General features: G+C 40.0%; 12 protein-coding genes. 4 read left to right on the forward strand and 8 right to left on the reverse strand.

Annotated features, from left to right (window positions below; translation table 11 throughout):
- Positions 1-209 precede the first annotated feature (209 nt).
- Positions 210-722, reverse strand: coding sequence for a hypothetical protein (locus tag ASF92_RS17310; protein WP_056096151.1), 513 nt, complete (start codon positions 720-722; stop codon positions 210-212).
- Between the two features lie 21 nt (positions 723-743).
- Positions 744-1,541, reverse strand: coding sequence for a DUF4382 domain-containing protein (locus ASF92_RS17315; RefSeq protein ID WP_056096153.1), 798 nt, complete (start codon positions 1,539-1,541; stop codon positions 744-746).
- 196 nt (positions 1,542-1,737) lie between these two features.
- Here ASF92_RS17315 and ASF92_RS17320 point away from each other — a divergent pair, with 196 nt between their 5' ends.
- Genes ASF92_RS17320 through ASF92_RS17335 form a run of 4 tightly spaced genes read left to right on the forward strand, consistent with a single transcriptional unit; the run spans position 1,738 to position 4,879 of the window.
- A complete protein-coding gene (locus tag ASF92_RS17320; RefSeq protein ID WP_056096157.1) occupies positions 1,738-2,025 on the forward strand; it encodes a hypothetical protein in 288 nt (95 codons plus the stop codon).
- 11 nt (positions 2,026-2,036) lie between these two features.
- Positions 2,037-2,882 carry a hypothetical protein gene (locus ASF92_RS17325; RefSeq protein WP_056096161.1) on the forward strand — a complete coding sequence of 282 codons (846 nt, stop codon included), beginning with the start codon at positions 2,037-2,039 and terminating at the stop codon, positions 2,880-2,882.
- A 3-nt stretch (positions 2,883-2,885) separates the two neighbouring features.
- Positions 2,886-3,563, forward strand: coding sequence for a response regulator transcription factor (locus ASF92_RS17330; RefSeq protein ID WP_056096164.1), 678 nt, complete (start codon positions 2,886-2,888; stop codon positions 3,561-3,563).
- Positions 3,560-4,879: a HAMP domain-containing sensor histidine kinase gene (locus tag ASF92_RS17335; protein ID WP_056096169.1), complete on the forward strand. Its 1,320-nt coding sequence runs from the start codon at positions 3,560-3,562 to the stop codon at positions 4,877-4,879. The genes ASF92_RS17330 and ASF92_RS17335 overlap by 4 nt, the downstream gene beginning before the upstream one ends.
- A 38-nt stretch (positions 4,880-4,917) precedes the next feature.
- On the opposite strand, the gene ASF92_RS17340 is transcribed toward ASF92_RS17335, so the two are convergent.
- The 6 genes from ASF92_RS17340 to ASF92_RS17365 form a co-directional block, all read right to left on the reverse strand.
- Positions 4,918-6,339: a serine hydrolase gene (locus ASF92_RS17340; RefSeq protein WP_056096174.1), complete on the reverse strand. Its 1,422-nt coding sequence runs from the start codon at positions 6,337-6,339 to the stop codon at positions 4,918-4,920.
- Between the two features lie 208 nt (positions 6,340-6,547).
- Positions 6,548-8,398, reverse strand: coding sequence for an alkaline phosphatase (locus ASF92_RS17345; RefSeq protein ID WP_231729853.1), 1,851 nt, complete (start codon positions 8,396-8,398; stop codon positions 6,548-6,550).
- A 97-nt stretch (positions 8,399-8,495) separates the two neighbouring features.
- Positions 8,496-9,668 (reverse strand): CehA/McbA family metallohydrolase, encoded by a 1,173-nt coding sequence (locus ASF92_RS17350; RefSeq protein ID WP_082489603.1) that lies wholly within the window; start codon positions 9,666-9,668, stop codon positions 8,496-8,498.
- Positions 9,669-10,027: 359 nt separating this feature from the next.
- Positions 10,028-11,431, reverse strand: coding sequence for an alkaline phosphatase (locus tag ASF92_RS17355; RefSeq protein WP_056097115.1), 1,404 nt, complete (start codon positions 11,429-11,431; stop codon positions 10,028-10,030).
- Between the two features lie 7 nt (positions 11,432-11,438).
- The gene (locus ASF92_RS17360) at positions 11,439-12,503 is read right to left on the reverse strand and encodes a phosphatidylinositol-specific phospholipase C1-like protein (protein WP_056096177.1); all 1,065 of its coding nucleotides are present in this window, start codon (positions 12,501-12,503) and stop codon (positions 11,439-11,441) included.
- A 10-nt stretch (positions 12,504-12,513) separates the two neighbouring features.
- Positions 12,514-14,103, reverse strand: a complete 1,590-nt coding sequence (locus ASF92_RS17365; RefSeq protein WP_056097117.1) for a RagB/SusD family nutrient uptake outer membrane protein — start codon at positions 14,101-14,103, stop codon at positions 12,514-12,516.
- Positions 14,104-14,107 lie beyond the last annotated feature (4 nt).

The following is a 14,107-nucleotide window of genomic DNA, read 5'->3' on the forward strand; positions in this document are numbered from 1 at the left end:
CCTATTGACTGCTAAAACATCGCAAGCTCAAGCCTTTTCGTTAACAATTCATTGTTGTTAATTGTGCTAGAATGCATTAAACCAAAGGTTCTTCCGCATTCTAACACAAATTTATTGAAGATATGTATGACTGACGCAGTTCATTTTATAAGCTCAATCACATCATTTTATTAAGCGTAATAAAATAACAGGACTAAACACGCAAATAACTAATGTTTTCCCTTGCCATTGCCCTGGTGATTTCCTTTCCAATTGCCTTTAACCTGTTGCGCTTTCATTGGCTTTACTTTTTGATGAGAAACAGATTTCCTGAAATTTGAATTTCCTTTGGCGGCCGTATATTTTTTGTTTTTTCCAATTACTGACTGACCATGATTTCCCTTATACTTGGCGTACTTTACCTTATGTGCTTTGAAGGACATGTATGGTGAGGGCGAATTTATGACCACTTTGTAGCCATTGTACAAATTATAGCCTTTATATTTGGGTGGCAGCGCTGTTGTAAAAAGCCAGCCATTGTTGCCCATGTAAATAAATTGCTTTTTAGGAACGTAATAGTAACTTTCAATATCGGGCAGGTAATAATAATCTACATAGTCATAGCCGGATGGACCCCATGATGGTTGCGAACCAATATTGACATTTACATCAACTTGCGCTTTTGATTCAAAATGAATGCTGAAAGCTAATGCAAGCAGCAACATAAATAATAACTTTTTCATATAGTAAGTTTAAGGGTTAAATTAATTTTGTCTTAGGGTAATGGTTCCTAGTGCTGTATTTTGCCCCAGCGAAACCTTAACCGAATTAATTGTGCTATCTCTATAGCCGGCAAGCGGAGCGAATTTCACCGAATAAGTTCCGGCTGATAAACCGCCTACAGTAAACCTGCCTGTCAGCGGATCTGCGATAGTCCCAACTGTATCTGTTCCGGCAATAACCAGAACTTCAGGATGACTTGCGAGCGGTAACACGGTGCCCGAAACCAAACCGGTGGTTGCTGTAGCGATGCCACGCACTACAGGCTTCAACAAATATTTTCCATTTCCGGTACTTACGATGGATTTTGCGGCGTCGAAATCTAAAAGCAGCGTATATGCAGCGCCATCAACCAAATTTGGATTCGCACTTAGCTTTACTTTCCAGCCCGATGTTTGCGCACTTGGTGTTTTAAGCTCTTGCGAAACACCATTAACAACAATGGTATTGCCCGTTTCATTTAATACCAATCTGATTTCCGTTATTTCTCCTGTAGGCATCTCGCCTGAAGCAACTAAAATATCAGGGTTGCTGGTTCCGATCCTAAAATCAAGGATATTGAATACACCGACTGTAGATGCGAATGCATAAGGCTTGCCCCCTGATACCAATACAATTTCTTTTACGCTCAGATTGATTTTATCGAAATCGCCCGGTGCATCAGTCATTTTAATCTGAACTTTAGTCGTGCCGTCACTTGTTTCGTTTTTCTTACATGCGGTAAATGCTACACTGGCGAGCAATAACGCCGAAAAGATGGTATAGACAAATTTTGTTTTCATAATGAGTAGATTTTATTTTTTTATTAACGCACCAAAGTTGTAAGCCGAAGATGAAACCAACATGAAATTTTTAATTTATTTTTTTCATCTTATTTTCATGTTGCTCATTTAGATTTGAATTATAGATTGTTCAATTATTGAATGGTTTTAGGTAAAGTTTGCCTCGTATGAGGTAAACTTTTTTTATATTTATCGGATGTTCAGATTTTTTATCACCTGCTGTTTATTCCTGTTTATTTCTCTGAAAGGCTATTCTATGCCTCAGGATGCCGCGGTGATTAGTGCAACAGATAAACAACAGGATCAGGATAAACAAAAACAGGCGCAAAAAAGCCAGAAGCAGAAAACATCAAATCAAAAGCCTGACAAGCCTGAAATTAAAGAAGTACCCAAGGCGAAAAGGCAGCCTAAGCCGGTGGCCCTTAAACCCAATATTAAGGTAAAACCAATTAAAATTATTAAACCAAAAATTAAAAGACCTTAACAAATTGGCATATGCGCTTCCGTATTTCAATTTTGGCTTTATTCCTATTTACAAGCGTCGTATTTGCCCAGCAGGATACTTCAAAAGCCACGCTTACCCTTGCCGCTATATACAACAGTAATATCAGTTACTACGGACAGGTGACTGCCGAAAAATATCCTTATATTTTATTTAATGCGACATACAGGTTGCCAAATGGCTTATACTTTTCGGGAGGTGGTTATAAGTTATTAAATTTCGGTTCGGCCATCTCCGAAACCGACTTAGGCATTGGTTATGACCATGAGTTTAATGAAAACTTTAGCGCTGGAGTTGCATACACACATTCCTTTTTCCCGTCTAACTCCCCCCTGCTCCAGGCCTCAAATAACAATAACATCAATGCTTCAGCTGCCCGTCAATGGCCCTGGTTTAAAACGGATTTCAGTATCGATTTCGCTTTCGGAAAGCAAAAGGATTTATTTATCGGTCTTACCAATTCCAAAGAGATTGGTCTGGGTGCCATTTTTAGCGAAAACAATTTAATTTCTATTGTTCCGGCAATTGAAATTACTGCCGGCACGACACATTTTTACGAAACCTATATCATCGAAAAAAGCAAAAGACAAAACGCTAATGGCAATGGTAAAAGCGGTTCAGCACCTGGCATTTCAAACAAAGGTAACACCCAAACCATAGAAAATTCATCCAGCAGGTTCAAGCTTTTATCCTATAACTTCAAACTGCCACTCAATTGGAGCTACGGAAATTTCTTAGCGGAGGCAAGTTATCAGTTTTCAGTTTTGGGGAATAAAAAGGAAGAAAATGTAGCACATCAACAATCGTTTTTTGGTTTAGCTGCTTATTATCAGTTTTAATTTATGAAAGTACTCATCATTGAAGATGAAAAGACGCTCGCATTCGAGATCGAAAAATTCCTGAAAAAGGCATTCTACCTGTGCGATTTAGCCCACAACTTTAAACAAGGCTTGCAAAAGCTCGACTTAAACCAGTATGATTATATTTTAATTGATTTAGGCCTGCCGGATGGCGATGGCTTGGAATTGCTGAAAAACGCAAAAAAAAACAATCCTGACGCCGCTTACATTATTCTAACCGCCCGGGGAAATTTAGAGGACCGGGTTGCTGGACTGGATATGGGTGCTGATGATTACCTCGCCAAACCTTTCTTTCTCCCGGAGCTGCAATCGAGAATGCAGGCCATTGCCAGGCGAAAATTTAACGTAACTGAAGAATTGATTTCATTGGGTGCTTTTAATGTCGATTTGCAAAGAAGATTTGTGTTTTTTGATAAGGAACAGATCGAACTTTCGAGAAAAGAATTCGACCTTTTAAGTTATCTCTTGTTGCATAAAAACAGGGTGCTTACCAGAATACAATTAAGTGAACATATTTGGGGTAATTTTGCTGATGATGATTACGACTCCAACTATATCGATGCCCATATAAAAAATATCAGGAAAAAATTAAACGTTTATGCACCTACCGATTGGCTGGAAACTGTTAGAGGTGTTGGCTATAGAATTAAAAAGCATTGAAACTATCTACTAAGCTTACCTTATTTATCACAGGTTCTAAACTTGCAATTGTAGGCCTGTTTGTTTTAGTGCTTCCTTTTCTGATTAAGGAGATTGCATCAAATTACACTAATTTTTCACTCCGGAATCAGCAAAAAAAAGTACTTCATAACATCAACCAGAAGGGCATTAATTACTATTTTGAAGGCGAGAACAATTATGGCAGTTACACCATGCTTAAAGATGAGTACATCGCACTTGAGCTTGCAAACCCTAAACTAAAACTAGACACCATTCGGGATACCAGAAGGATTGTGGAGCAGGATACGATCGCCTACCGGGTGTTGAGCCATACTTTTAAGAAAGACCAGGTCAATTACCTTCTAGAAATCGGTAAAACCACCGCCAGCATCAACCTTTATAACAAAGAGCTGCAAAAATTTGCTTTGTATGTCCTTATAATTCTAATCGCCCTGAGCATTGTAATTGATTTACTTTTTACACGCCAGCTGATTAAACCATTAGGGCAAATAATTAAAACAAGGCTTTCCAATAATAGATTTCCTTTTAAAAAGAACCACGAAAAGATCAGTACTACTACTGCGGATTTTAGCTACCTGGATCAATCGTTGATCTCCCTGATGAACCAGATTAACGATGCTTTCGAAAAAGAGCGGGAATTTACAGCCAACGCATCGCATGAGTTTATGACGCCCATCAGCATTTTGCAAAATAAGATGGAAAACCTTTTAGTTGAAGAAACGGCTTCGGAAGCGGTACAAGAATACATCATCGACATGATGAAGACCCTGGAAAGGTTAAAAAAGATTTCCCGTTCGCTGCTGCTGATTTCCAGAATTGAGAATGAACAGTTTTCCAGGCAGGAAAGCATAGAACCCAAAAAGCTCTTCGAAGAAATACTTGAGGAAATTCGCCATAGGCTGGAAGAAAGAAATATACGGATCGAAATCAAATTGGTTCACAATAAAGTGATAGGCCATATAAACCACGACCTTTTATTCCAGTTGTTTTATAACCTGATTAACAACGCGATCAAGTTCAACAAGGAAAATGGTAAAATCACAATAGCAGATGGCTTTGAAAAAGAAAATTATTATGTTATTGTTGAAGATAGCGGAAAGGGAATTTCAGCAGAAGATATGCCCAGGATATTCGATCGTTTCAAAAAAGTAAATTCAGAGCACAGCGGATATGGATTGGGACTGGCCATTGTAAAAAGCATAGCAAACTATTTGAATATAAACGTTAAATTGAGCTCTGTACCAGAGCAGGGTACTACATTTAAAACTATTTTTACGGGTCCGGACATTAAATAATCAATATTCTTCAGTATACATTTATCAGCAATCCCTAACTAAATTTCAGAAACTTTCTTTTTTAAAGCGGTGCCGATAACCTTTCCGCGTTGTAGCATTTCAAGTTTGGTATCTCCATTGACCATTTCCGTAAACTTGAGCACCGCATCTGCGCCGCCTTGCCTAATGGCCTGAAAACAATTTTCATTTATAGGAAAAAATCGCATATCCCATTGTACAGCTTTGGAATTATGGATCAGATAACCATCCAAAAATGTAATTTTCTGCTGTCCTCCGTTGGTGTCAACATCAAGATAAACACCTGTAAACTTTTCTACAGCTGCCCGCGGTAATGAAATCTTTTTTGCATATTCTACACCAATGGGTTGATTATTCAGAATCTGGCTAATTGTTTTAAATGGATAGGCACCCATTTTAAAATTTTGTAAAACGATGACAGAACGATCTTTACTCATGTTGTGATGGATAAAGGTTGCATAGCCATCCCAGCTTCCCGTATGGACAAAGGAAAGGTCATCGTTGTTGCCGGATAAATCAAGCCCAAATCCATACGGAATGGATTTGCCCGAGCTTGTCTTCGTTACGGCCGTCATCAAATTAAATTCTTCTGAAGAAAAAAACGTTTTGTCTTTCAATGCTCTTATCCATTTATAAACATCATTAACATTTGAATTCACCTTGGCATTTCCAACAATACCATCGAGATAGAAGACAAAACTGTCGCCATACGCTGGATTTTCAGATGTTATTTTATCAAATGAATTTCTTTTCCATACATATCCTGTAGCCCGGTTTCTGATCTTCTCCGGATGTTGCCTGCTATTGTAAATGAAAGTATGGTTCATTTTTAAAGGCAAGAAAATTTGCTTCTTTAAGAATTCAGCAAGACTCAAACCGGAGACACGTTCCACAATGGTGGCTAGAAGTGCATAATTTGTATTGGTATATTGGTGCTTGCTATTTGGCGTGAATAATAGCGAATCCTGACGCGATGCATAAAATCTGATCAGATCATCATTGGTTGCTATTTTCTTATGGTCCCAGCCAGCCGACATATCTATAAAATATTCGCCTATTCCACTAGTATGCCTGAGTAGATTATAGATTGTGACTCCCTTCCATGAAGCCAATTCCGGAATAAACTTGACCAGGCTATCCTCATAACGCAACATTCCTTTTCTATGCAACAGTACGATAGCAGCAGCAGTAAACTGCTTGGAACAGGATGCCAGTTCATAAATGGTTTCACGCGTATTTCCATGTCTTGAGAGCGTATCCCGATGTCCATAGCCCTTGGAGAAAATTACCTTGCCACCATCTGCAATTAATACGGTACCATTGAACTGACGCTGGGCATGCATCATTCTAAACACACTGTCAATTTTTAGCTGGACCCGAGTTTGAGAAAAAGCATTAAGGCTGGTAATCAAACCCAGCAGCATAGTGGTAATACGGATCATAAATATTTAGTATTTTAAGGTAAGTCGCAGAATTGCCAAAATGTTGCATTAACATATTCACAACATACTTCCACATACTCAATTATTGACCTTTGCACGGCTTACAGCTAAAAAAATAACGATGATTCTAACTCGAAAATTAATTTTTCTTTTGATCAATTCACTATTTACTCTATAAGGACAACTAAAGCAATTAAGTCTAAAAGGACTACTTGCCATTTACAAGTACACTCATTATCTTTTTAAATATTTCGTTGTTAGGATAAATTCCCCTGAATTCGCCAGAATGCGGACCGTAAGCGAATACAGGTACCATAATATTGGTGTGATCGTCGGTACTAAAATGACCGCTAACCTTTCCGCTTTTTGTATCTGCATCTAAAAGTGTTAAGCCGCCGGTTTCATGATCGGCTGTAACCAGAACGAGTGTTTCTCCGTCTTCGTCTGCAAAGCGCAAGGCAGCCTCAATCGTCTTATCAAAATCGTGCATTTCGGTAATAACCACGGGTAAATCGTTTGTGTGGCCACCATGATCGATTTGTGCACCTTCTGCCATAATGAAAAAGCCGTTAGGGTTTTTATTGAGCATCCCAACGGTTTTCAAAAGGGCTTTTTTAAGCAGGTCTCCACGCCCTTTCAATACCGGCCGGGTATCTTCATCGGGCAATAGAACGAGTTGTTTTCCGCTTGATTGCTTTGAAAAATCAGACCAGCTTTTACTCAGCGAAAATCCAGATTTGCCTAATTTTTCAATCAAGCCGGCATCGTTATTATTCAAAAATGCTTTTTGATTGGAGCCAACCAGGACTTCTACTTTAGAATTTAATAAATCAGCGGCGATTTCATTGCTTCTGGTGCGCTCGGTTTGATGCGCGTAAAAAGCTGCGGGAGTGGCATCGGTAATGTCTCCTACACTTAGTATCCCGCTTTTAATCCCAAAATTATTCAGCGAATCGATAAGATTTGTACGCTTTTTATTGTCGGTTCCCATACCAACGTATCGGTTATTGGTTTTTTCGCCGGTTGCCATCGCGCTTGCTCCGGCAGCGGAGTCCGTATTATCTGAATTGGCTGCGGCAGTTTGTGAAAAACCGATATTTTTTATCCTGCTGATATTTAAATCTCCATGATTGGCAATTAAACCGGCGTGAATCTGCGCCAGGCCCATCCCATCTCCTATTAGTAAAATAACGTTTTTAACTTTTTTATTGGTGCCATCGTTTCGATAAGACGGTGTGTAAACCGGATAAGGATTTGGATTGGTGTAACTGCGTTTTTCCTGCTGCGCATAAAATTCTGAAAATTTTTCTGGATGGTCGGTATTAATCCAATCAGCACCAAGGCGATTAAGAACAATCCAGGTATTGGGATTGTCTGTGGTCGCCCAGAAACGAAAGGTTTTATTCAACTGATGTGCATCTTCGACAACTTTTTTCAATTTCGCTAAATCTGTCGGTGTAGGTACACCTTTTCCGTTCCATACAGAATATTTTTTAATATCCTGACTTATCATGGCAATATGTTTTAATTCCTCAGTTGTATATTGAATTTCAGGGCGGCCATCAAAATAAATATAATCAGGCCAGTTTTTAAAGTTTGAAGGCGCGGGCATATCGCCGCTTATCACCAGCTTTATTGCGTTAGGATTTTTGCTGGTGTTAAATACATCACCGAAATCATTTAGTTCTGCGAGCAGTTCATTCAGCACATTTACATGGTCTTGTTTAATGTCAATGACCAGTTGGAGTTTTTGATCTGATTTTTTAAAAGCCCGATTGCCGTTTGCCTTATAGAGTGAAGCTAAGGGCGCTAAATATAACCTTTTTAGTGTTCGCTCTGCTGCTATCTCCGTACTATCGTGCGCTACGAAAAGCACACCTTTTTTTAAAAAAACATCCGCTTCAATCGATCCCATGCCGGCATAATAAGCTTGCAAAAGGGGTATATTCTGATGGTAATCGTTGTGACTGTGGCCCTGGCTGGCAGGTTTTGTTTGCGCATTTACTGCAAGTGAAAACAGGATTGCAGCTGTAAAAGTTACGAAGTAGGAAAGATTCATTATGTGAATTGGTAAATTTTATCAAAGATAAATAAGCAATATTGCCTTAACATTAACAATTGCCTAAACGTTAAGGTACAAAGCGCCCCAACTATGATCAAAAATCAGGATTGAAATTAAAGTAAATCGGATTTGATAAAGCCACCATTTTTTCGCTCAAAGCTGCAGATTTTGGCACCTGTGGGTAATCTGTATTCTTTCCTTCTACCGTAACGCGGTAATAGGTACGCCCTTTTAAATCGGGTGTATCGGTAAACTGAAGTACAGGAATTTCGCCGCCGACCAGAAAAGTATTTAGCTTTGCGCCATTCTTTATTACGGTAACTGTATATTGTTCTTCAGGTAATTTGTTGCCAATCAATTGCACCTGGAACTTAATGGGTTTCCCATTCGAAATAGCATTGTCGCCCATCATCATTTCAAACTTACCGTTGGCCTTAAAATCAGCATAAAACTCAACTCTTGGAGCGAAAGGATTTGAACTCACCGAAGCCTTTCCTTGATCTAATGCATCCACAACTGCCTTTAAATTACGTTCTTTTGCGAAAACCCAGGTTGTGGGTGTACCTACATAATTAAATTCAGCCTGATAAGTGTTCGCGCCGGGCTTTTCGCTTGACGTGGGTACACCATGGTGGGTATCGCTCCCTCCTCTACCCGTCATCATTCTGCCCGAAGAAAGCATGTCATCCCAAATCATTATGGCGTTGGCATTTTTTGGCCACATAGCCGAATTCCAGACCTCTATAGATTGAACCAAATCGTAAGAAAAGCCGAAATTATCTTTTCCGCTCGGGTGATTTGCCGATAAATGAACACCCAACGATTTCTTGACCTTTCCAATATTGATGTCACGTGCATCTCTAATATCGAACAACCGCTGGTGATCATATGGCTTATCAGAAAATACATTTGCATGTCCCCTGGTGGTTGTCCATTCGGCACCATAAAGCAAAAGCAACGAATCAGATTTGAACTCCGGGTCGGCCCAGGTATGATGGGCAACATCGCCTTTTACATGATTATCATGGTCGGTTATGCACAAATAATCCATACCAACTGATTTTGAAAAATTTATGATTTTCGAAACCGAATTGTTAGATGATTCGGTGCTATGCCTCGAATGCACATGCAAATCGCCTTTCAGCCAAACACCATTTTTATTTATGATTGCCGGAGGATTAGTCGTTTCCTGTGCGTTGAGATAGCCAATACTAAACAACAAAATGAGGCCCAATGAAAAGCGAAAGTATTTTAAAATGGTAATCATTAACTGATTTAATTTAAAAAAGGAGGTGTATCAAAGATAAATTATATTTTAATCCGTCGTTATACCCAATTTAATTGGGAATCCTAAAGATATTGAGGTGCTTTAAGATTCCCGCCTTCGCGAGAATGACGGGCAACGAATAAAAGCAAATTATAATGATAAGTCGTCATTCCCAATTTAATTGGAATCCTAAAGCTATTGAGGGGCGCTTTAAGATTAGCTTCGCTGAGCAATCGTGTTTCCCGCCTGCGCACGATCCGATAGCTATCGGATGACCGGAAACGATATAAAAATCTGGCCTTAAGCCAGATTTTTAATTGATACAGCTTCCTGATTATTTTTTTGCCGTTTCATCAAGATCAAGCTTTTACCAAAAACGCCTCGGGCATTTCTGCAGCCTTAAGCATAAAGTTATGCAGCTCGTAATTCTTGATGAAGGGTTTTAAATTTTCCGAACCCGGACCAAACATCGTCAGCTCCACATAATCGCCAGTATGGTTCATTCCGGCCCATTGTACATCGGTATATTTGCCCAAAATTTTGCCGTACTCGTAAAACGGCAGGTTCGATTCATTATAAATCTGACCGGGGACAATATCCTTGAAATGTACCAATAAAGATTTTACATCTTCTGATTTCATTTCAAAACCCTGATTTTCTTTAATCAAATCAATTATTTTCTGCTCGCTGAATGATTGATTTAACTGTGCAAGAAGCAAAGTATTGCTGCGTTTAAAGTTTTGAAGACTATCGAACTTTTTATTGGCTTCATCAGCATAAAATAAACCTGGGTTGGAATTACCGTGGTCGGTTGTAATAATAACCAATGTTTCTCCATCTTTCTCGGCAAATTCTATCGCTTTTCCAACGGCTTCATCAAAAGCAAGCTGATCGAAAATTAATCCGCTAAGGTCGTTTGAATGTGCAGCCCAATCCACTTTACCCCCTTCAACCTGTAAGGCAAAACCATCTTTGTGGTCTTTCATTAGTTCTATGGCTTTCATGGTCATCTCTGCCAAAGTTGGCGTTGATTTTATGAGTTCCTGGTCGTGCAGCCTGTCTACTTCATAAGGCATTCCATCCTCTGCAAACAAACCCAATACAGGTTTCGATTTATCAAGGGCCAACATTTCCATCCTGTTTTCTGCAACTTTATAGCCCTGTGTTAAATATTTGGGAATCAGGTTTCCACCTGCTCTCTTCTCGCCGAAATATTTATGTCCGCCACCCATCATCACATCGAATTTAAGGCCTAAATACATTTCGGCAATAAGATCCTGCCCCCCTCGGTTATCAATATTAACGCAAAAACCTGCCGGCGTTGCATGTGTAATTGGTACCGTGGTAACACAACCCACTTTTTTACCTTTTTCTTTAAATTTTTGAAGGATTGGCTGCGGTTTTTCGCCGTTCATGCCTACGTTTAAAGAACCGTTCCGAACCCGCATACCGCCACCCCAAGATGAACTGGCCGCGGCAGAATCGGTAACCAATGAACTTGCAGAAGCGGTATCCATTAAAGCTCGTACAGCTTTGTTGTCCCGGTAAAGGCCCAACCATTTGCTGCTTCGTCCAAGTATCCGGTTCGAATATAAGTCGGCCATATTCAGCGTTCCTATGCTCATCCCGTCGCTCACCATCATGATGATATTTTTGGCCTTTTTTCGACCAGCCAAAGGGAAAGCTGCAACATCTTTTATACCTACAAAAGGCAAACCTAAACCGGTTAACAAGCCTCCTTTTAATAATGATCTTCTGTTCATATCTAACTTATTTTTTAAATAAAGGGTTCGCCCTAAAGTATTTTCCATCTGCAAAACTGATGGCATAATCCGATTTAAAGTGCGTACTCTTTTTATAATAATCTGTAGTAATAATCTGTGCACCCGATTTGCAGGCAGCTTCAAAATCGCTCCAATCGTTGTTTCTGGCCTGCTTCGTATCTGCGTCTGCCCTTGTTCTGATGATGTAGCCCTCCTTCACCAGTGCAGGAATTTGTTCATCGTTTGGGTTATTCCGAATCATTAAACCCGCTTCAGGCGTTCCCGGTTCTGCATTAGCAAACATCACCCTGCCTTTAAGCGAAGGATGACCCTCCAGGTAGGTGGCGCGTTTTCTATCTTTTGCATCCAGGACGAAAATGAATTTACCTTTAGCCTGGCTAAGCTTCGGCCAGTTATTGGCAAGAACAGCCTCTTCCAAGGTTTTGTATTTACCCCGAACTATGTCAGGATTTATAATATGATCCCTTCCTAAATTTTCAATTATAACGGCATCCAGTTCATCAAATGTTTTACCTGTAAAAACTTCCGGCTGCGTAAAACCTCTGCGCTTTGTCGAATCGTCTTTTGCTTCTAAAGTCATGAAAACCGGTGTATGGTCCGGATTAGCTTCCGACCAGTTTCTCAGCTGCTGCAATGCAGTTTTAAAGCTTAGTGCCGACGACCTGAAATCTAAATCCGGAACATGGAAGACCTTGAAACCTGGTTTATTCATTTCGCCATCTTTATCAAATTCAGGTTGACCTACAACTTGTTCAAAACCTCTTGGATGGGCGTATTTACCGCCTTTATCGTCTGCATATACATCGATTTCCAGATTTCTTAAACCCATCCCCAATTGATCGGGCATTGCGATATGCTCATAGTCCAGGCTGTTTGCTCCTGACGAATCTTGCGATTTTAAAACATTGAAAAGCAATGGGTTAATGGCTTGTTTATAGCTATTATGTGAACCAATAACCTGTATTTGATTTATTGGCAAATCATCCTTTCTTGCAATTAAGGCAATTGCAGGCAGAACGAGCAATAAACCAACACAGGTAATCAGTCTCATATTTTTGATTTTAATAACCAGGATTCTGTTTTAAATTCGCGTTCAATTTTAACTCGTTCGCCGGAATGGGATAAATTCTCCTGGTGATGTCCTTATTCATAAAAAGCACATCATTTGGTAGCGGATATTCAGTTTCAAATTGTCCGAAACGGATTAAATCATTTCTCCTCCAGGCTTCCCAGCTAAACTCACGCGCTCTTTCATCAAGCAATGTATTTAATGTAACTGTTGATGCACTTGCAGCACCTGCACGGCTTCTTACTTTATTAATTAAAACCAAAGGCGTTTGCAGTTCACCATTAACTGTAGTTGCTGTTGCGCCTCTTAATATGGCTTCGGCTTTCATTAACATCACATCGGCTAAACGTAAAACCGGCATATCGTTTCCATTTAACCTGGTTGCCTGTATGGCATTAACATCAGGCCAGTATTTTATCGAACGTACCCCTTTGGCCTGGTCGGCAACTGTATTACCCAAATCCATTGGTTTGCCTGGTTTTAAAATCAAGTCGGGCGTTATTTCAATTTGCGTAGTTGTTCCTGCAACAAAAACTGGCTTTGTTAAATCAGGCTTACGGCTGGCATCCGGTGCGTATTGTTTACCGATTAACCAGAAACTGTTGCGGATGTCGTTTGTTAAATTGAAACGGTTGTAATATTCCGGCGTGGTGCTCATGGCGATACTGAAACCGACATTTATACCATAAGATGCTGCCAAAGCAGGGTAAAAACCAAACCTGGTAATCTGATTGCCTGGAATTTGCTGATCGTAAGGAATTGCAAAAATGGTTTCATTAATCTGAGGACCGTTGTTTACATCGAAAATATCGCTGTATTTTGCGTCCAGGCTATAATTGCTGTTTTTTAAGATGTTATCGGCCATAGTAACCGCATCTGCATATCTCGGCTTGCCGGTATAAACTTCTGCGTTTAAATACATTTTCTCCAGTAAGGCATAAGCCATCGCCTGTGTAGGCCTGCCGTAAACCAACACCCGGTTGTTGTTTTCTTTAGCCGGTAATTGAGCAACGACAGCTAAAAGTTCCTTTTCTATAAATTCAAATACTTTTTCGCGGCTTTGGTTTCCAGGCAGGCTGCTTACCGGAAAAGTATCGATAATTGGCACGTTACCGTACAAATCCATCATAAAGTAATAATACAATGCCCGCATGGCCTTAACTTCCGCCAGGCTGCTTGCTTTCGACGCTTCAGAAACTGAAGATTCATTGGTCAGGTTGATGAGGCGGTTACAGTTGTTGATGCCACCAAATCCCCATTGCCAGATATCCCTTACATTTGGATGATCGATGGTCCAAGTATGGTAGTGTAATTGGCGGTATTGGCCACCATCATCAAAGTTTCCGTCACGTGCCGGGATAATCGCCGCGTCGGTAGAAAGCTCCTGCATTCTCCAGTATGGAACGCCATACTGCGAAGACAAGTTAGAATACATGGTACCGAAAAGCGCCGCGTAATCTGAGTTGGTGTAAGGAAAATTATCCTTTACATACTGCGATTCTACATCTACATCAAGCTTGCTGCAGGATTCCAGTACCATCAGAGCAGCCAGAATATTAAATAAAATTATAAACTTTTTCATTTTT

The sequence above is a fragment of the Pedobacter sp. Leaf176 genome, from assembly GCF_001424305.1.
Taxonomy (GTDB): domain Bacteria; phylum Bacteroidota; class Bacteroidia; order Sphingobacteriales; family Sphingobacteriaceae; genus Pedobacter.